The sequence below is a fragment of the Crenobacter cavernae genome (genome assembly GCF_003355495.1).
Lineage (GTDB): Bacteria > Pseudomonadota > Gammaproteobacteria > Burkholderiales > Chromobacteriaceae > Crenobacter > Crenobacter cavernae.
Window position 1 is genome coordinate 3,072,509 of sequence record NZ_CP031337.1, and the last position, 18,303, is coordinate 3,090,811.

The window sequence follows — 18,303 nt, forward strand, 5'->3', positions numbered from 1 at the left end:
CGCCTGCCTCCCTCTGGAGACCCTCATGGCGCGTACCCTTACCTCCCTGCCCCGCGACGACGGCTTCACCGTGCCCGGTGAATTCGAGCCCAAGGCCGGCTGCTGGCTCGGCTGGCCCGAACGGCCCGACGTGTGGCGCAACGGCGGCAAGCCGGCGCAGAAGGTCTGGGTCGACATCGCCGCCGCGATCGCTAAGACCGACCCGGTCACCGTCTGCGTGTCGGCCCAGCAGTACGCCAATGCGCGCGTCATGCTGCCCGCGCATATCCGCGTGCTCGAGATGAGCGTCAACGACTCGTGGTTCCGCGACAGCGGCCCGGCCTGGCTCGTGAACGATTCCGGCGACGTGCGCGGCGTCGACTTCCGCTTCAATGCCTACGGCGGCTTCGACGGCGGCCTCTACTTCCCGTGGGACAAGGACGAAGAGATCGCGCAGAAGATCCTCGAGGCCGAGCGCGCCGACCGCTACCGCTGCCCGCTCATCGCCGAGATGGGCGGCATCCAGAGCGACGGCGAAGGCACGATCCTGACCACCGAGCAGTGCCTGTTGAACGCCAACCGCAACGGCCACCTGGGTAAGGATGCCGTCACCGATACGCTGCTCGACTACCTCGGCGCCGACAAGGTGATCTGGCTGCCGCGCGGCTGCAAGTTCGACGAGACCGACGGCCACATCGACGACCTCGCGTGCTTCGTGCGCCCCGGCGAAGTCGTCATGCAGTGGACCGACGACGCGAGCGACCCGCAGTATGAGATCTACCAGGAGGCATACGCGATCCTGTCGACCAGCACCGATGCCAAAGGCCGCAAGCTGAAGATCCACAAGATGCACGCGCCCAAGCCGCTCGTATGGACCGAAGAAGAAGCCGCCGGCCTTGACCACGGCGATGCGGCGATGGCGCGCGTCGCCGGCACGACGATCTGCGCGTCGTACATCAATTACTACGTCGGCAACGGCGTCGTCGTCGTCCCCGAGTTCGGCGACGCGAACGACAAACCGGCGCAGCAGCTGCTCGCCGACCTGTTCCCGACGCACGAGGTCGTCGGCATCGCCAACACGCGCGAGATCCTGCTCGGCGGCGGCAACATCGCGTGCATCACCTCGCCGCAGTACGCCGCCCGCCGCCGCTGAACCGTTCAAGGAAAAAGCTCGGCCAACGTTGGCCGAGCCCCGCCGCCGTTTGAAGGAGATCAAGATGAAAACGCGTGTGCTCGCCGCCGTCTTCTGTGCGCTGCCTGGCTTCGCCCATTCCGACGCGGTGCTCAACGTCTACAATTGGTCGGACTACATCGCGCCGGACACGGTGAAGAACTTCGAGAAGGAGACCGGCATCAAGGTGCGCTACGACCTGTTCGACTCGAACGAGATCCTGCAGGCGAAGATGCTGACCGGCCATTCGAGCTACGACCTCGTCGTGCCGTCCAACGGTTTCCTCGCGCGGCAGATCCCCGCCGGCGTCTACCAGAAGCTCGACAAGGGCAAACTCAAGAACTACGGCAACCTCAAGCCCGACATCCTCGAGGCGATGGCCGAATTCGACCCGGGCAACGCCTATGCCATCCCCTACCTGGTGTCGACGATCACGCTCGGCGTCAACGTCGACAAGGTGAAGGCGGCGCTAGGCCAACTGCCGATGCCGGCCAACGAGTGGGACCTGCTGTTCGACCCGCAATACGTGTCGAAGCTGAAGTCCTGCGGCGTGTCGGTGCTCGACACGCCGTCCGAATCGCTGTTGATCGCCATGCACTACCTCGGCAAGTCGCCGAAGAGCACCGACCCGGCCGACTGGCGCGCCGCGGCGGCGCTCTACCGCGACAAGGTGCGGCCGTCGATCACGCGCTTCTCGTCGTCGGGCTACGTCAACGAATTCGCCAAGGGCAGCCTGTGCCTGGTGATGGGCTACGGCAGCGACCTCAACATCGCCAAACGGCGCGCCGCCGACGCCAGGCCGCCGGTGAGGCTGAAGACGCTCGCGCCTTCGCGTGGCGTGATGATAGGCATCGAGAGCCTGGTGATCCCGCGCGACGCGCCCAACGCCGCCAACGCGCACCGCTTCATCGACTACCTGTTGCGCCCCGACGTCGCGGTCAAGATCGCTGAGGCGGTCACCGCGACCACGCCGAATAGCTTGGCCGAGGCGCGGCTGCCACAATCGGCAAAGGACGACCCGACGCGCACGCTGCCGCCGGCGATGCTGAAAGCGAGCTTCCTGCAACCGCCTGCCGACGCCGCGCTGCAGCGGCTGCAAACGCGGCTGTGGACCGGGGTCAAGACGCGCAAGTAGGCTCGGCCAACGTTGGGCCGAATCGTCGGCAGGCGATCCGTTACAATGGCAAGGCCGGCACGCCTCTCGCGCGCCGGCCTTGCCATTTCAGGATTCCACCATGCATATCTGGGTCGACGCCGACGCCTGCCCGAAGGTGATCAAGGAAACGCTGTTCCGCGTCGCCGAACGCACCCGCATCGCGACCGTACTCGTCGCCAACCAGCTCTTGCGGGTGCCGCCGTCGGCGCATATCCGCGCGGTGCAGGTACCGGCCGGCTTCGACGTCGCCGACAAGCACATCGCACAGGCGGTCGAAGCAGGCGACCTAGTGATCACCGCCGACATCCCGCTCGCCGCCGCGGTCGTCGACAAGGGCGCGCTGGCGCTGAGCCCGCGCGGCGAACTGTTCAGCGCCGACAACATCGCATCGCTGTTGACGATGCGCAACTTCATGACCGGGCTGCGCGATTCCGGCGTCGACACCGGCGGCCCGGCGGCGATCAGCCAGGCCGACCGCCAGGCTTTCGCCAACCAGCTCGACCGGCTCTTGACCCGTCTCGCGGCGCGCCGTCCCTGATCACACGAAAGGCCACCATGTACCAAGCCCCCGCACAAGACGATGCATCGCAAGACGAAACCGTCGTCGACATCACCCGTCAATGGCTGGAAAAAGCCGTGATCGGCCTGAATCTCTGCCCGTTCGCCAAGGCGGTCCACGTCAAGAAACAGATCCGCTACGTCGTCAGCCACGCCAAGAACATCGACACGCTGCTGGAAGAGCTCACTATCGAACTGGAAACCCTGGCCGAGGCCAGTCCCGACGCGATCGACACTACCTTGCTGATCCACCCGTGGGCGCTGTCTGACTTCCTCGACTACAACGATTTTCTCGACATCGCCGACGCGGTCGTCGAGGAACTCGAGCTCGACGGCATCCTGCAGGTGGCGAGCTTCCATCCCGACTACCAGTTCGAAGGCACCGAAGCGGACGACATCGAGAACTTCAGCAACCGGGCGCCCTTCCCCACGCTGCACCTTCTGCGCGAGGACAGCATCGAACGCGCGGTCGAGGCCTTCCCCGACGCCGGCGACATCTACGAGCGCAATATCGAAACGCTAAAGAAGCTCGGCCACGACGGCTGGAACGCGCTCGGCATCGGCCAGAAGAAGCACTGAACGCCGCACGGCCCCCGGTCTGCTGGCCTAATTCCGATTCATTGCCTACGGTTGAGAAAAACCCCTAACGCATGACAAGGAGCACAGCATGGGCTGGATCCTCACGATCATCGTCGGCGGCCTCATAGGCTGGCTGGCCAGCAAGATCATGAACACCGACGCTCAGCAGGGCATCATCGCCAACATCCTCGTCGGCGTCGTCGGCGCGGCGCTCGGCCGCTGGCTGTTCGCCGACGTGCTCGGCATCGGTTCGGCGGGCGCCGCCGGCGCGTCCTCGCTCACGGGTCTGCTGTTCGGCGTGCTCGGCGCGGTCGTACTGATCTTCCTGCTCAAGCTCGTCGGCGTATTCAAATAGCGCGAACGCTGTCATCAAGAAAATAGCCTGCCGCTCGGCAGGCTATTTTCTTGGATCCGTGCCTTGGCTGGCCCCGGGGGCCAAGCGCGCCATCCCGCCCTCTCAATATCTCTAGGTAAAACCCTGATTTCTTCCAGCCAGCCCCCATACCGTCCGGCAGACTGAAATCGCCCACATATAATTCTTCTTATGAAAAAGTAATTTGTGCCACCAAGACGCTGATTACACAAAATAAAAGCATCACGCCACGAGGAGAACCGACATGCTGGACAGGATCTTCAAGCTGCAGGAACACGATACCAACACCCGCACCGAGATCATCGCGGGCGTCACCACCTTCCTGACGATGGCCTACATCATCTTCGTGAACCCGACCATCCTCGGGACCACCGGCATGGACAAGAACGCGGTCTTCGTCGCGACTTGCCTGGCGGCGGCGACGGGCTCTCTGATCATGGCCTTCGTCGCGAACTGGCCGATCGGCATGGCGCCGGGCATGGGACTGAACGCCTTCTTCGCCTTCACCGTGGTCGGCGCGATGGGCTACACCTGGCAGCAGGCCTTGGGCGCGGTCTTCATCTCGGGCTGCATCTTCATCGTGCTGACCATCACCGGCGCGCGATCGTGGCTGATCGCCGGCGTCCCCAAGTCGCTGCGCTGTGCAATCGGTGCAGGTATCGGCCTCTTCCTCGCGATCATCGCACTCGGCAACGCCGGCATCGTCGTCGCCAACCCCGCGACCAAGGTCGGCCTCGGCAATCTGCATTCGCCTCAGGCGCTGATGGCCATCTTCGGATTTTTCCTGATCGCCGTACTCGACGCCATGCGGGTGCGCGGAGCCATCCTGATCGGCATCATCGCCGTAACCGTCCTCAGTATGGTGCTGGGCTACAACCAGTTCACTGGGATATTCTCGATGCCGCCTAGCCTCGAACCCACCTTCCTGAAGCTGGATATCACCAGCGCTCTAAGTGGCGGCCTCCTGCAGGTGATTCTGGTGTTCGTGCTCGTCGAGGTGTTCGACGCCACCGGTACGCTGATGGGCGTGGCGCGCCGCGCCGGCCTGCTCGAAGGCGACCGCTACAAGGGGCTCGGCCGTGCGCTGTTCGGCGACAGCATCGCTATCTTCCTCGGCTCGCTGCTCGGCACCAGCAGCACGACCGCCTATATCGAGAGCGCCTCGGGCGTGCAGGCCGGCGGCCGAACCGGGCTGACGGCGCTGACCATCGCCGTACTCTTTCTGGCCGCGCTGTTCCTGTCGCCACTCGCGGGCTCCGTGCCGGCTTACGCGACCGCGCCCGCACTCTTGTACGTCGCAGGCCTGATGCTGCACGAACTGCTTGAAGTGGAGTGGGGTGACATCACCGAAGCGACCCCCGCCGCGCTGGCCGTGCTGGCGATGCCGTTCACCTACTCGATCGCCAACGGCCTCGCGTTCGGCTTCATCACCTACGCCGTCCTGAAACTGTTCACCGGCCGCGCGAAGGAAGTCCACCCGGCGGCCTGGACCATCGCCGTGCTGTTCCTGATCCGCTACGCCTTCTTCGCCGGCGAATAGCTCGGCATGTTGGCCGAGCCGCAAAAAAGCTCTTCACGCATCGCCGTGAAGAGCTTTTTTTATTCGCCTGTCGACGATCTCAGGCGATGAATTTCTCGGCGATGATGTCGCACTCGCCCATCCACCAGCCGCGCTCGCCCTCTTCCAGCCAGCACGCCTCGAAGCCGTTCTTCACCAGTTGCAGGATTTCCTCGACGGACAGCTTCAGTTCTCGCGCACAGCCCAGATAGTTCTCCTGCACGTAGCCGCCGAAGTAGGCCGGATCGTCCGAGTTGACCGTCGCGCACAGACCCTTGGCCAAGAGATCGCGCAGATTGTGGTCGGCTAGTCGATCGAACACCTTGAGCTTGACGTTGGAGTAGGGGCAGACGGTCAGCGGCAGGCGGGTCTCGGCCAAGCTTTCTACCAGTTTCTCGTCCTCGAGCGCGCGTACCCCGTGGTCGATGCGGCACACGTCCAGAAGCTTGATCGCCTCCCACACATACTCGGGCGGGCCCTCCTCGCCGGCGTGAGCGACGCGCGGCAGGCCGAGCGCCTTGCATTCGGCGAACAGGCGCTCGAACTTGGACGGCGGGTGACCGACCTCGCTCGAATCGAGACCGACGCCGTCGATCTGCTCGAGGTAAGGACGCGCCATCTCCAGCGTCTTGAAACCCTCTTCTTCTGACAGGTGGCGCAGGAAGGACATGATCAGCTTCGAGCTGATCCGCAATTGCTCGTTGCCGTCTTTCAACGCGCGCCGGATGCCGTTCAGCACCGTCTCGAACGCGATACCGCGGTCGGTATGCGTTTGCGGGTCGAAAAATATTTCCGTGTGCACCACCTTGTCGGCTTCGCAACGCTTGAGATAGGCCCACGTCAGGTCATAGAAGTCCTGCTCGGTGATCAGCACGCCGGCGCCGGCGTAATACAGGTCGAGGAAGGACTGCAGGTTGTCGAAGTCGTACGCCTCGCGCACCGCCTCCACGCTGTCGTACGGCAGCTTGATGCCGTTGCGGCGCGCCAGCTCGAACATCATCTCCGGCTCCAGCGAGCCCTCGATGTGCAGATGGAGCTCCACCTTGGGCAGAGCGCGGATCAGGGCTTCTTGCTGCGTCATGCTTTTCTCCTTCTTGTTCTGGGTTTCGGCCTTGCGGGTGGTGCCCGTCCCTCTTGCCCAGACAAGGCGCTATGGCGCCTCAGCTATTGTGGACCCGTTTTCGGCACTTTTGTCGAGCCCTGCCTGGGCTTGGCAATGAAAAAAACGGCGCAAGCAACGCTTGCGCCGTCGAACTTCGGCCAGGGCCGAAAATCAGCAGCTTATTGAGCGGCCGAAGCGCCGGCAGCCGCCGGTGCAGCGCCGCCGCCCATGGTCTGGAGCACTTTCCACTCGCCGTTTTCCACCTTGTAAACGGTGATGTCGCCGTCCTTCAGGTCGCCCTTATCGTCGTAGGCCCAGCTGGACGAGGTCACGCCGGTGTAGTTGATCTTGGCGAGCACCGGCAAATACTTGGCCGGATCGGACGAGTTGGCCTGTTTCATCGCGTCGATCATCGCGCGGGTCGCATCGTAACCGTACGGCGAGTAGGTCGCCACATCCATATTGAAGCGCGACTTGTAGCGGCTCTCATAGTCCTTGCCTTTGGGCATCTGCTCGAGAGGCAGGCCGGCCAGCGAAGCGATCGTGCCGTCACCTTCCTTGCCGGCCAGCTTCAGGAAGTTCGGGGTCTTGGTCATCTCGCCCGACACCAGCGGCGCCTTCAGGCCCAGGCGCTTCATCTGCTTGGCCATCGGGGCGGACTGCGAATCGGCGCCGCCGTAGAAGATGACGTCCGGGTTGACGCCCTTGATCGAGGTCAGGATCGCGGCGAAGTCGGTCGCCTTGTCGTTGGTGAATTCACGTTTCACGACGTTGCCGCCGGCGGCCTTCACCGCCTTCTCGAACTCGTCGGCCAGACCCTGACCGTAGGCGGTACGGTCGTCGACGATCACGATGTTCTTGGCGCCGAGCTTGTCGACGACGAAACGCCCCATCACCGAGCCTTGCTGGGTGTCGGACGTCATCGAACGGAAGGTGGTCTTGTAGCCTTGCGAGGTGAACACCGGCGACGTCGCCATCGCGATCATCGGGATGCCGGCGTCGGAGTAGATCTTGGACGCCGGGATCGAGGTGCCCGAGTTGAAGTGACCGATGATGCCGTTCACCTTCTGGTCGACGAATTTCTGCGCGAGCTGGGTCGCGGTCTTCGGGTCGGCCTGGTCGTCTTCGGCGACCAGTTCAAAAGCGACAGGCTTGCCGTCGATGCTCGGTTTCTCGGCGTTGGCGTCTTCGATGGCGAGCGTCACGCCATTCTTGTATTCCTCGCCGTAGTGGGCTTGCGGGCCGGTGAGCGGCGCGGCGAAGCCGATCTTCACCACCTGAGCGCCAGCTTCGACGTTCGAGGCCTGACCGCCGGCCGGCGCTTCTTCTTTTTTACCGCAGGCCGAGATCGCCAGGGCGGCGGCTACCGCGACGGACAGCGTCGTGAGTTTGGTCAATTGCATGGTTTCCCTCTGATGTTTGCAGACTTGCTTTTTTCCCGCCCGTCAAGCTTGTTCCGGGCAGGTTCCGACCACGTTTGGTAAACGTAGCAAACATTATTTCAACGCCGTGACGCGATGGCAAGCCGCCCCGCCCCGGGACTACCCGCATCCCGGGGCGGTCCAGGCTTACGCTTCCAGACTCATCAGGCTGGCGTTGCCGCCCGCCGCGGTGGTGTTCACGCTGACAGCACGCTCGACGATCAGACGATGCAGATTCCATTCGCCCTCGTCGTTCGCGGTGACGAGGGACACCAGCGCACCCTCACGCGTGGCCAGGCGCTGCCGCAAGGCGGCGGCCTCGGCCGCCACGCCGTCGAACAGCAGTACGGCGATGTCGGCGGAGGCCAGATCCGGCGCGACGGAAACCGCGGCGCCAAGACCCGCCTTAAGCGTAGACGAGATTCCGCCGTCGGCCAGTACCGCCTTGTTGCCGGTGGCGAAGGCGGCGATCAGCATCGCAACCAGCGCGGCGTCGTTCGACGCGAGGCAGCCGACGGCACCGCGCGGCGCGAAGCGCAGCGAGTTGTTTTCGCCGGTCGGACCGGGCAGTTCGACGTCGTCCCAGAGCGGCGATGCAGCACGCGCCTGCGCCAGTTGGCGAGCGAGCCGGTGCTGCGTTTCGGGCGTCAACGGCAGGCGCGGCAGGAGCTCGGCCAAGCTTTCGAGCGCCGGCAACTTGACTTCGCTGCGGCGCGCCTTCAGCGATGGGTGCCATTCCCCGGCGCCGGAGAGACGGTAGAGATAGAACGGACCGCCAGCCTTCGGGCCGCTACCCGACAGCCCTTCGCCGCCGAATGGCTGCACGCCGACGACAGCGCCGACGATGTTGCGGTTGACGTAGACGTTGCCGGCGGCGACGCGCGACACGATCGCGTCGATCGTTTCGTCGATGCGGCTGTGCACGCCGTGCGTCAGGCCGTAGCCGCTGCTGTTGACCTCGTCGATCACGCGGTCCAGCTCGCTCGCGTCGAAACGGATCACGTGCAGCACCGGGCCGAACACCTCGCGCTTGAGCCGGCCGATGTGGTCGATCTCGAACAGCGTCGGCGGCACGAAGGTGCCGTCTGCGCACTCGGTGGTCAGCGCGGCCTGGTGGCAGCGTTTCGCGACGCCCTTCATCGCGTCGATGTGGTTCATCAGGTTCTGGCGCGCCTCGGCGTCGATCACCGGGCCGACGTCGGTAGCCAGACGCGCCGGGTTGCCGACGGCCAGCTCGTCCATTGCACCCTCGATCATCTCGACCACCTTGTCGGCGATGTCCGATTGAAGATAAAGCACCCTGAGTGCCGAGCAGCGCTGGCCGGCCGAGTCGAACGCCGAGCTCAACACGTCGGCGACCACCTGCTCGGGCAGTGACGAGGAATCGACGATCATCACGTTCTGGCCGCCGGTCTCGGCGATCAGCACGGTGTCGGTGTCGCGCTCGGCCAACGTTTTATTGATGATCTGCGCGACCTCGGTCGAACCGGTGAAGATCACGCCTTTGACGCGCGCATCGCGCGTCAGCGCGGCGCCGACGGTCTCGCCGCGGCCCGGCATGAACTGCAGCACCGCGCGCGGCACGCCGGCCTCGTGGAACAGGCGCACCGCCTCGGCGGCGATCAGCGCGGTCTGCTCGGCCGGCTTGGCCAGCACCGGGTTGCCGGCGGCGAGCGCGGCCGACACCTCGCCGATGAAGATGGCGAGCGGGAAGTTCCACGGGCTGATCGCGACGACCGGGCCGATCGCCGGCTGCGACACGTTGTCGAAATTCACGCGCACCTGCGACGCGTAGTAGCGGCAGAAGTCGACCGCCTCGCGCACTTCGGAGATCGCGTTCGGCAGCGTCTTGCCGGCCTCGCGCACCGCGATGCCCATCAGCACGCCCATCCGTTCTTCCATCAGGTCGGCCATACGCTCGAGACAGTCGGCGCGCTCGTCGACCGGCGTCGCCGCCCATTCGTCGGCGGCGTCGTGCGCGGCGGCGAGCGCCGCCTCGACGTCGGCGGCGCTGGCCTCGATCACCTCGCCGACGATGTCGTGCCGGTTGGCCGGGTTCAGCACCGCTTGAACCTCGCCGTGTTCGACGTCGCGCTCGGCCAGCATCGGCACCGCGCGCCACACCGTCTCCTGCGAGACGAGCAGGTCTTGCTGCAGCCGCGAGAGGACCTGTTCGTTGGAGAGGTCAATGCCGGCCGAATTGAGGCGCACGCCGCCGTACAGGTCGACCGGCAGTGGGATCTTGGCGTGCGGCACGCCGTCGAGCGCTATCGTCTCGGCGACCGGGTCGGCGACGAGTTCGTCGATCGACACCGACTCGTCGACGATGCGGTTGACGAACGAACTGTTGGCGCCGTTCTCGAGCAGGCGGCGCACGAGGTAGGCCAGCAGCGTCTCGTGCGAGCCGACCGGCGCGTAGATGCGGCACGGCTTGTTAAGGTTGGCCGAGCCGACCACCTGGTCGTACAAGGTCTCGCCCATGCCGTGCAGGCACTGGAATTCGTAATCCTTGCCCTGGGCCATCTGGTAGACCGCCGCCAGCGTGTGCGCGTTGTGCGTGGCGAACTGCGGGTAGATCGCGTCCTGCGCGGCCAGCAGCTTCTTCGAGCACGCGAGGTAAGCGACGTCGGTGTACACCTTGCGCGTGTAGACCGGGTAGCCGTCGAGGCCGTCGACCTGCGCGCGCTTGATCTCGGCGTCCCAGTACGCGCCCTTCACCAGGCGCACCATGAAGCGGTTGTGGGTAGCGCGCGCCAGGTCTACCAGGTAGTCGATCACGTAGGGGCAGCGTTTCTGGTAGGCCTGCACGACGACGCCGATGCCCTTGAAACCGGCCAGTTGCGGGTCGCGCGCGATCTCGGCGACGAGATCCAAGGACAGCTCGAGCCGGTCGGCCTCTTCGGCGTCGATATTCAGGCCGATGCCGTACTGGCGGGCCAACAAGAACAGCTGCTTCAGGCGCGGCAACAGCTCGGTCATCACGCGCTCGTGCTTGGCGCGCGCGTAGCGCGGGTGGATCGCCGACAGCTTGACCGAAATGCCCGGCCCTTCGTAGACGCCGCGGCCATTCGACGCGCGGCCGATCGCGTGGATCGCGGTCTCGTAGTCTTTCAGATAGCGCTGCGCGTCGGCCTCGGTCATCGCCGCCTCGCCGAGCATGTCATAGCTGAAGCGGTAGCCGCGCGCCTCGCGTTCGCGGCCGTTGGCGAGCGCCTCCTCGATCGTCTCGCCGGTCACGAACTGTTTGCCGAGCATGCGCATCGCGAGGTCCACGCCCTTGCGGATCAGCGGCTCGCCGCCCTTGGCGATCAGCCGCGTCAGCGCGCTCGACAAGCCCTTCTCACTCGCCGACGACACCAGCTTGCCGGTGACGAGCAAGCCCCATGCCGCCGCGTTGACGAACAAGGACGCGCTATTGCCCAGGTGCGACCTCCAGTCGCCGCGCGAAATCTTGTCGCGGATCAGCTTGTCGGCGGTTTCGCGGTCGGGGATGCGCAGCAGCGCCTCGGCGAGACACATCAGCGCGACGCCCTCCTCGCTCGCCAGCGAGAACTCGTGCATCAGCGCGTCGACGCCGCTCGACTTGGTGCGCTCGCGGCGCACCTGCGACACCAGACGGCGCGCCAGGTCCTGGATGGCGGCGACCTGATCGGCGGGCAGGGCCGCCTGCGGCAGCAGCGCGCGGACGCAGTCGCGTTCGTCCAGACGGTAGGCGGCGGTGATGGCGTCGCGCAGCTCGGACTGCGCGTGGGCGAAAGGCTCGAAAGTCATGGAATCGGCTCCAGCAAAGACAGGCCCCGTCATGGGGCGATCATGGCGCGCATCTTAACATTGAAGAAAATATATTGTCTGACAATATAAAATATCTACTCCCTCAAATCAGGTCCTGAACGCAGAAATGCGACAAGGGGTTTTCCCGGCATCGGGGATACGAAGCGACCGGCGCCAACATGGCGGCGCCCTTTCTTTTTAGTCGAGCGGAGCACTCAAGTTGGCGATGCCTTGCGGGACATCGCCGGGAGGGAGTCAAACCATCATGAAGCGGCCCGGCGCCGGCCGTGCATCAGCCGGTACGCGGCGGGGATCACAAACATCGACAGCAGCGGCGCGGTGATCATGCCGCCGACCATCGGCGCCGCGATGCGGCTCATCACCTCGGAGCCGGCGCCGCTGCCCCAAAGGATAGGCACGAGGCCGGCCAGGATCACCGCCACCGTCATCGCCTTCGGCCGCACGCGCAGCACCGCGCCCTGGCGGATAGCCTGGTCGAGCGTATGCGCGCTCAGCGCCATCCCATGTTCCTGCCTCTGTGCCGCCGCCTGCTTCAGATACAGCAGCATCACCACGCCGAACTCGGCCGACACGCCGGCCAGCGCGATGAAGCCGACGCCGGTCGCCACTGACAGGTTGTAGCCCGCCAGATACAGGAACCACACGCCGCCTACCAGCGCGAACGGCAAGGTCGCCATGATCAGCGCCGCCTCGTCGAGACGTCGGAAGGTCAGATACAGCAGCACGAAGATGATGACCAGCGTCGCCGGCACGACGAGCTTGAGCCGCGCGTTGGCGCGTTCCATGAACTCGAACTGCCCCGAGTAGGCGAGGCCGATGCCCGGCTCGAGCTTCACCTGTTGCGCGACGGCGGCGCGCAGGTCGGCGACGACCGATGCGAGGTCGCGGTCTCGCACGTCTATATACACCCAACCGGAAGGCCGCGCGTTCTCGCTCTTGAGCATCGGCGGACCGTCGCTGACTCGTATATTCGCGACGGTGCCGAGCGTGATCTGCTGGCCGGCGTCGGTCAGGATCGACAGATTGCGCAGACCGTCGAGCGAGTCGCGAATCTCGCGCGGATAGCGCACGTTGATCGGATAGCGCGCCAGACCTTCTACCGTCTCGCCGACGTTCTCGCCGCCGATAGCCGACGAAATGACCTGCTGCACGTCGGCGATGTTGAGTCCGTAGCGGGCGGCGGCGGCGCGATCGATGTCCACATCGACGTAGCGGCCGCCGGTCAGGCGCTCGGCCAACGCCGAACTGACGCCCGGCACACCTTTGGCCACCCGTTCGATCTGCTGCGCGACGCGGTCGATCGCGGCCAGCTCGGTGCCCGACACCTTGACCCCGATCGGGCTCTTGATGCCGGTCGCCAGCATGTCGATGCGGTTGCGGATCGGCGGCACCCAGATGTTGGACAGCCCCGGCACCCTGACCACGCGGTCGAGCTCTTCTACCAGCATCGAAGGGGTCATGCCCGGCCGCCACTGATCGCGCGGCTTGAACTGGATGGTGGTCTCGAACATCTCGATCGGCGCCGGGTCGGTGGCGGTTTCGGCTCGGCCGGCCTTGCCGAACACGCTTTGCACCTCGGGCACGGTCTTGATCAGCCGGTCGGTCTGCTGCAGCAGTTCGGACGCCTTCGCCGCCGACAGGCCGGGCAGCGCCGACGGCATATAGAGCAGATCGCCCTCGTCCAGCGGCGGCATGAACTCGCCGCCGAGCCGGGTGACCGGCCAGATCGTGGTCAACAGCACCAGGCCGGCGACGACCAGCGTCGCCTTCGGCCGGCGCAGCACCGCGTCGAGCAGCGGGCGGTAGCCGCGGATCAGCCAGCGATTCAGCGGGTTCTGGTGCTCGTCGGGGATGCGGCCGCGGATCCAGTAGCCCATCAGGATCGGGATCAGCGTGACCGACAGTCCGGCCGCGGCGGCCATCGCGTAGGTCTTGGTGAACGCGAGCGGCCCGAACAGCCGGCCCTCCTGCGCCTCCAGCGTGAACACCGGGATGAACGACAGCGTGATGATCAGCAAGGAAAAGAACAGCGCCGGCCCGACCTCGGCCGCCGCCTCGGTCATCACCCGCCAGTGCGCTTCGCCGTGCAAGGTTTCGCCCGGATGCCGGTCATGCCAGGTCTCGATGTGCTTGTGCGCGTTCTCGATCATCACCACCGCCGCGTCGACCATCGCGCCGATGGCGATCGCAATGCCGCCGAGCGACATGATGTTGGCGTTGACGCCCTGAAAGCGCATCACGACGAACGCGATCAGTATCCCGAGCGGCAGCGACACGATGGCGACCAGCGCCGAGCGCAGGTGCCACAGGAACAGACCGCAGACCACCGCCACCACGATGAACTCCTCGACGAGCTTGTGGCTGAGGTTGTCGATCGCGCGGTCGATCAGCTGGCTGCGGTCGTAGGTCGGCACGATCTCCACCCCCGGCGGCAGGCCCTTCTTCAGCTCGGCCAACCTTGTCTTGACCGCGCCTATCGTCTCGCGCGCGTTCTTGCCGCTACGCAATATCACGACGCCGCCGACGGTTTCACCCTGGCCGTCGAGTTCGGCGATGCCGCGCCGCATCTCCGGCCCCAGTTGCACCGTGGCGACGTCGCCCAGCCGCACCGGGATGCCGGTTTGCGAAACATTCAGCGGGATGTTGCTAAAGTCGGCTAGCGTCTTCAGGTAGCCACTGGCGCGCACCATGTACTCGGTCTCGGCCATCTCGAGCACCGAGCCGCCGGTCTCCTGGTTGGCCTTCTTGATCGCGTCGATCACCTTGCCTTGCGGGATGCGGTAGGCGGCCAGCTTCAAGGGGTCGAGAATGACTTGGTACTGCTTGACCATGCCGCCGACGGTCGCGACCTCGGCGACGCCCGGCAGGCTCTTGAGCTCGAACTTCAGGAACCAGTCCTGCAGGCTGCGCAATTGGGCAAGATCATGCCGGCCGGTCTTGTCGACCAGCGCGTACTCGTAGACCCAGCCGACGCCGGTCGCGTCCGGGCCCAGCGATGACTTGGCCGAGGCCGGCAGGCGCCCCTGCACCTGGTTCAGGTATTCGAGCACGCGCGAGCGCGCCCAGTACAGGTCGGTCCCGTCCTCGAACAGCACGTAGACGAAGGAGTCGCCGAAGAACGAGTAGGCCCGTACCGTCTTCGCACCCGGCACCGACAGCATCGTCGTCGCCAGCGGGTAGGTCACCTGATTCTCTACGATCTGCGGCGCCTGGCCCGGGAGACTCGTACGGATGATGACCTGCACGTCGGACAGGTCCGGCAGCGCATCGAGCGGCGTGGTCTTGACCGCCCACACGCCCCATACGGCGAGGAACAGGGTGGCCAGCAACACCAGGAAGCGGTTGGCTACCGACCAGCGGATAAGTTTCTCGATCATGGTCGGCTCCCGCTCTTCGCCAGCTTCTCGATGACGTAGCCGCCGTCACCCTGCCGGAAGCCGAAGTCGACCGTATCGCCCGGTTTGAGCGAAGCGGCCATGTCGGGACGCGCCAGCTTGAACGGCATGGTCATAGCCCCCCAGCCGAGCGACGCGACCGGGCCGTGCGAGAGGGTGATTTCACCGTCCTTGATCGATTCGACCTTGCCTACCGCTTCATAGAGCGCAGTAGCCTTGTCGCCCGATGTCGCAGCCGAGCCCTCTTGCATGCGGGCCATCACGCCCTTGAGACTGGCCTCCGAGTCGATCAGGAACTGACCGGAAGCGACGACCTTCTGGCCTTTGGTGAGGCCGCTCAGCACGGCGACCTTGCCGCCGGCCTCTTTGCCGAGTTGGACTTCTACCGGCTGGAAGCGGCCGCCGGCTAGCTCCACCAGCACCACGTTGCGGGTGCCGGTGCGGATCACCGCCTCGGCCGGCACCAACAGCACGGGCTGGCTGATGCCTGCGTCGAGGCGAACCTGGGCGAACATCCCCGGCTTTAGCCGCCCGTCACGGTTCGGCAGTTCGACCCGTACGCGCAGCGTACGGCTTTCGGCGTTCATTTCCGGCAGCACCGCGACGACCTTGCCCTTGAAGACGTCGCCCGGGTAGGCGGCGAGGCGGGCTTCCACCCCTTGCTTGGCCGCCACCTGTCCGGCCTGGGCTTCGGGCAGGGCGGCCTCCAGCCAGACGGTCTCGAGACCGTTGATCTTGAACAGCGGCGCGCCCGGGCCGACGCTCATGCCGGCGCGTACGTCCAGGGTCTGGATCAGGCCGCTAATCGGCGACGAGATCGTGACCACCGGACGCGCTTGCCGGGTCTTCTCGACGCGGGCGATCAGCTCAGATGGCATGCCGAGCAACTTCAACCGCTCGCGGGCGGCCTGTGCCAACGAGGGGTCGCCGGTTCGCAGCAGCGCCAGGAATTCGTGCTGCGCGCCGGCCCAGTCCGGCACCAACAAATCTACGATCGGCGCGCCGCGCGCGATCACGTCGCCAGGGGCGCGCGCATAGACGCGCTCGACGAAGCCGCCGCTACGCGCCTGCACGATCGCCACCTGGCGTTCGTTGAGCTGCACGGTGGCCGCCACGTCGGTGGTGTCGGCCAAGGTGCCGAATTCCACCGTGGCCCAGCGGATGCCGAGGTTCTGCACCACCGAAGGATCGATCTTGACGCCGGCCGCTTCGCCGCCTTCGTCGGCGTACTTCGGGACCAGCAGCATGTCCATGAAGGGCGACTTGCCCGGCTTGTCGAAGTGCTGGTTCGGCACCATCGGGTCGTACCAGTAGAGCACCTTGGGGCCTGCGCCGGCTTCCTGCGCCGGAGCCTCGCGCTGTACCGCGACCCAATAGCCCGCCCCGCCGCTTGCCGCGGCCACAACGGCGACCAGCACCGCGAGCTTGATCGTGTTCTTTCTCATCGTTCGGTCTCCCCGTAGGCGAAATGGAGTCGGGCGGCGAGCGCGGCGCGCTGGCCCTCGAGGTCGATCACCTTCAGGCGCTGGTCGATGAGCTCGCGGCGTGCCGCCAGCAGCGCGGCCAGATCGCCCTTGCCGGCCTGGTAACTGGCGGTTTGCAGATCGATCTTCTCGCGGGCGAGCGGCAGCGAGGTCTGCCTGGCCCGCTCGACCTGATGCGTGACGGCGGCCAGCTCGGCGAGGGTGTTTTCCAGCTCAAAGGTACGCTCACGCCGCATGGCTTCGCGCTCGGCGTCGATCCGCACCAGTTCCTGCCGCTTCGCTTCGATCAGCGGGTCCTGACGCGTCGACGGGGAGACGGGAAGGTCGACGGTGAACTGCACCGAAACCATGTTGCCGAACTGCGGCGCGCGACGCTGGTACGCCAGTTCGACGCCCCAGTCCGGCTTCTTCATCGCGTCGGCTTCGCGCAATTCGGCTTCGGCGCGGCGGATCGCGGACCCGAACGCATGCAGTTCGGCTTGTTGATCCAGCCGTTCGCGGAAGCGTTGCGCGTCGACCGGCAGTGCGGGGGGCTCGCCCGCCAGCGCTTCGTCCGCTTCGGCGCCGACGTAGCGACGCAGATCTGCCCTGGCCTTGGCGATGTCGCGCTGCAGTTCATCACTCCGGTCCGCCAGTTGGGCGGCTTCCTGCTTCGGCATCACGGCATCGGCGATCTGGCCGCGCCCCGCCGCGATCTGGGCCTTCACCGCGATGGCCAGCACGCGGTTCTCGCGCGCCAGTTCGTCATACAGCGAGACCTTGCGTTCGACGTAGAAACGGTTGAGCCAGGCTAACGCGGTTTCTCGCCGCACTTTCAGGCGCTCGATGCGGCGCTGCGCCTCGGCCACGTCGACGTTGGCCGAGGCGACGTCTTCCCGCGCCCGGCGCTTGGCCGGGTTCGGGAACTCCTGCATCAGACCGATCTTCTGCATCGTCATGAAATCGCGCTTCAGGTGCCCGGCGTCCATGCCGGACACCGGGTAGTTGTCGACCCCGGCGATGAGCTTAGGGTCCGGCAACGCGCCGGCGGGAACAGCCGTAGACTGCGCGGCGCCGGTCTGGGCGGCGTTGGCCGCGAGGATGGGGGATTGCCGCTCGGCGATCTCGAGCGTGCGGTTGAACGATAGCGGCGCGGCGTGGACGAGGCCGGCCAGCCCTGCCAACGGCAGGGTCCAAAGCATCCAGCGAGGGGACATGCTCCAACTCCATGTTTTTGACGGCGCGCGAAAACCGCGCGCATACACCCCTAAGGCTAGGCCTAAGGGCGCAACGAATGAATGGGAGTCAGAGCGAGCGAGGGGGACGCCACCAGCCGGACGGGTCGCGGGAAAGGACGACCGCGTCGGAATGAACCACGACAGCCAGCGTCGCAGACACGGGCCAGACGCCGGCCGACGCGAACACCGGCGAGTAGACATGGCCGATCTTGCATTCCTGCCCGGGCTTGCACGGGCTGGACGATTCGGCCTTCGCAGACGGGCCGGCCTGGCTACCGTCCGCGTCCATCTGGCAGCAATCCGCCGGCATCGCCATGGTCATGTCGTGCTGCATCGGGCAGGGGCTGGGCATCATCATGACGACGGCCGGCGCTCCCATGGCAGGGATAGCCAGCGTCAGCAGGAAGATGAGGGCCAGCCGCAGGAGCTTCATAGTGGGCGATTATAGGCAATCCGTTTGCCGCCTGCACCGGATTGATGGGACTGACCCTGCATGGGCCGGGATGGGTCTGAGGAGC

13 protein-coding genes are annotated in these 18,303 nt (G+C 65.7%); 6 read left to right on the forward strand and 7 right to left on the reverse strand.

Going from position 1 to position 18,303, the window contains the following annotated elements:
• Positions 1–25: 25 nt before the first annotated feature.
• The 6 genes from aguA to DWG20_RS14950 all read left to right on the forward strand — a co-directional run bounded on the left by aguA (position 26) and on the right by DWG20_RS14950 (position 5,356).
• Positions 26–1,132: an agmatine deiminase gene (gene aguA, locus DWG20_RS14925; RefSeq protein ID WP_115434537.1), complete on the forward strand. Its 1,107-nt coding sequence runs from the start codon at positions 26–28 to the stop codon at positions 1,130–1,132.
• Positions 1,133–1,196: 64 nt separating this feature from the next.
• Positions 1,197–2,285 (forward strand): polyamine ABC transporter substrate-binding protein, encoded by a 1,089-nt coding sequence (locus DWG20_RS14930; RefSeq protein WP_115434832.1) that lies wholly within the window; start codon positions 1,197–1,199, stop codon positions 2,283–2,285.
• A 100-nt stretch (positions 2,286–2,385) separates the two neighbouring features.
• Positions 2,386–2,844, forward strand: coding sequence for a YaiI/YqxD family protein (locus DWG20_RS14935; RefSeq protein ID WP_115434538.1), 459 nt, complete (start codon positions 2,386–2,388; stop codon positions 2,842–2,844).
• Between the two features lie 17 nt (positions 2,845–2,861).
• A complete protein-coding gene (locus DWG20_RS14940; RefSeq protein ID WP_115434539.1) occupies positions 2,862–3,443 on the forward strand; it encodes a DUF1415 domain-containing protein in 582 nt (193 codons plus the stop codon).
• 88 nt (positions 3,444–3,531) lie between these two features.
• On the forward strand, positions 3,532–3,798 hold the full coding sequence (locus DWG20_RS14945) for a GlsB/YeaQ/YmgE family stress response membrane protein (RefSeq protein ID WP_115434540.1): 267 nt from the start codon (positions 3,532–3,534) through the stop codon (positions 3,796–3,798).
• Between the two features lie 262 nt (positions 3,799–4,060).
• Complete coding sequence (locus DWG20_RS14950; protein WP_115434541.1) at positions 4,061–5,356, forward strand: NCS2 family permease; 1,296 nt, start codon at positions 4,061–4,063, stop codon at positions 5,354–5,356.
• A 79-nt stretch (positions 5,357–5,435) separates the two neighbouring features.
• Here DWG20_RS14950 and DWG20_RS14955 read toward each other — a convergent pair whose 3' ends face one another.
• The 7 genes from DWG20_RS14955 to DWG20_RS14985 form a co-directional block, all read right to left on the reverse strand.
• Positions 5,436–6,455: an adenosine deaminase gene (locus tag DWG20_RS14955; RefSeq protein WP_115434542.1), complete on the reverse strand. Its 1,020-nt coding sequence runs from the start codon at positions 6,453–6,455 to the stop codon at positions 5,436–5,438.
• 200 nt (positions 6,456–6,655) lie between these two features.
• Positions 6,656–7,879: a branched-chain amino acid ABC transporter substrate-binding protein gene (locus DWG20_RS14960; protein WP_115434543.1), complete on the reverse strand. Its 1,224-nt coding sequence runs from the start codon at positions 7,877–7,879 to the stop codon at positions 6,656–6,658.
• 165 nt (positions 7,880–8,044) lie between these two features.
• A complete protein-coding gene (gene putA, locus DWG20_RS14965; protein WP_115434544.1) occupies positions 8,045–11,668 on the reverse strand; it encodes a trifunctional transcriptional regulator/proline dehydrogenase/L-glutamate gamma-semialdehyde dehydrogenase in 3,624 nt (1,207 codons plus the stop codon).
• A gap of 263 nt (positions 11,669–11,931) precedes the next feature.
• Entirely contained in the window at positions 11,932–15,066 is a 3,135-nt protein-coding gene (locus DWG20_RS14970) for an efflux RND transporter permease subunit (protein WP_115434545.1), read from the reverse strand.
• Complete coding sequence (locus tag DWG20_RS14975; RefSeq protein ID WP_115434546.1) at positions 15,063–16,529, reverse strand: efflux RND transporter periplasmic adaptor subunit; 1,467 nt, start codon at positions 16,527–16,529, stop codon at positions 15,063–15,065. Before DWG20_RS14975 ends, DWG20_RS14970 begins: the two co-directional genes overlap by 4 nt.
• Positions 16,526–17,764 (reverse strand): TolC family protein, encoded by a 1,239-nt coding sequence (locus tag DWG20_RS14980; protein ID WP_115434547.1) that lies wholly within the window; start codon positions 17,762–17,764, stop codon positions 16,526–16,528. The genes DWG20_RS14975 and DWG20_RS14980 overlap by 4 nt, the downstream gene beginning before the upstream one ends.
• Before the next feature lie 88 nt (positions 17,765–17,852).
• Positions 17,853–18,218, reverse strand: coding sequence for a hypothetical protein (locus tag DWG20_RS14985; RefSeq protein WP_115434548.1), 366 nt, complete (start codon positions 18,216–18,218; stop codon positions 17,853–17,855).
• Positions 18,219–18,303 lie beyond the last annotated feature (85 nt).

Excerpts from the sequence above, each read along its gene's own strand:
- DWG20_RS14960 (WP_115434543.1), bottom strand. The coding sequence starts at position 7,879 with ATGCAATTGACCAAACTCACGACGCTGTCCGTCGCGGTAGCCGCCGCC.
- DWG20_RS14940 (WP_115434539.1), top strand. The coding sequence starts at position 2,862 with ATGTACCAAGCCCCCGCACAAGACGATGCATCGCAAGACGAAACCGTC.
- DWG20_RS14930 (WP_115434832.1), top strand. The coding sequence starts at position 1,197 with ATGAAAACGCGTGTGCTCGCCGCCGTCTTCTGTGCGCTGCCTGGCTTC.
- DWG20_RS14980 (WP_115434547.1), bottom strand. The coding sequence starts at position 17,764 with ATGTCCCCTCGCTGGATGCTTTGGACCCTGCCGTTGGCAGGGCTGGCC.
- DWG20_RS14935 (WP_115434538.1), top strand. The coding sequence starts at position 2,386 with ATGCATATCTGGGTCGACGCCGACGCCTGCCCGAAGGTGATCAAGGAA.
- DWG20_RS14945 (WP_115434540.1), top strand. The coding sequence starts at position 3,532 with ATGGGCTGGATCCTCACGATCATCGTCGGCGGCCTCATAGGCTGGCTG.
- DWG20_RS14985 (WP_115434548.1), bottom strand. The coding sequence starts at position 18,218 with ATGAAGCTCCTGCGGCTGGCCCTCATCTTCCTGCTGACGCTGGCTATC.
- DWG20_RS14970 (WP_115434545.1), bottom strand. The coding sequence starts at position 15,066 with ATGATCGAGAAACTTATCCGCTGGTCGGTAGCCAACCGCTTCCTGGTG.
- putA (WP_115434544.1), bottom strand. The coding sequence starts at position 11,668 with ATGACTTTCGAGCCTTTCGCCCACGCGCAGTCCGAGCTGCGCGACGCC.
- DWG20_RS14975 (WP_115434546.1), bottom strand. The coding sequence starts at position 16,529 with ATGAGAAAGAACACGATCAAGCTCGCGGTGCTGGTCGCCGTTGTGGCC.
- DWG20_RS14955 (WP_115434542.1), bottom strand. The coding sequence starts at position 6,455 with ATGACGCAGCAAGAAGCCCTGATCCGCGCTCTGCCCAAGGTGGAGCTC.
- aguA (WP_115434537.1), top strand. The coding sequence starts at position 26 with ATGGCGCGTACCCTTACCTCCCTGCCCCGCGACGACGGCTTCACCGTG.
- DWG20_RS14950 (WP_115434541.1), top strand. The coding sequence starts at position 4,061 with ATGCTGGACAGGATCTTCAAGCTGCAGGAACACGATACCAACACCCGC.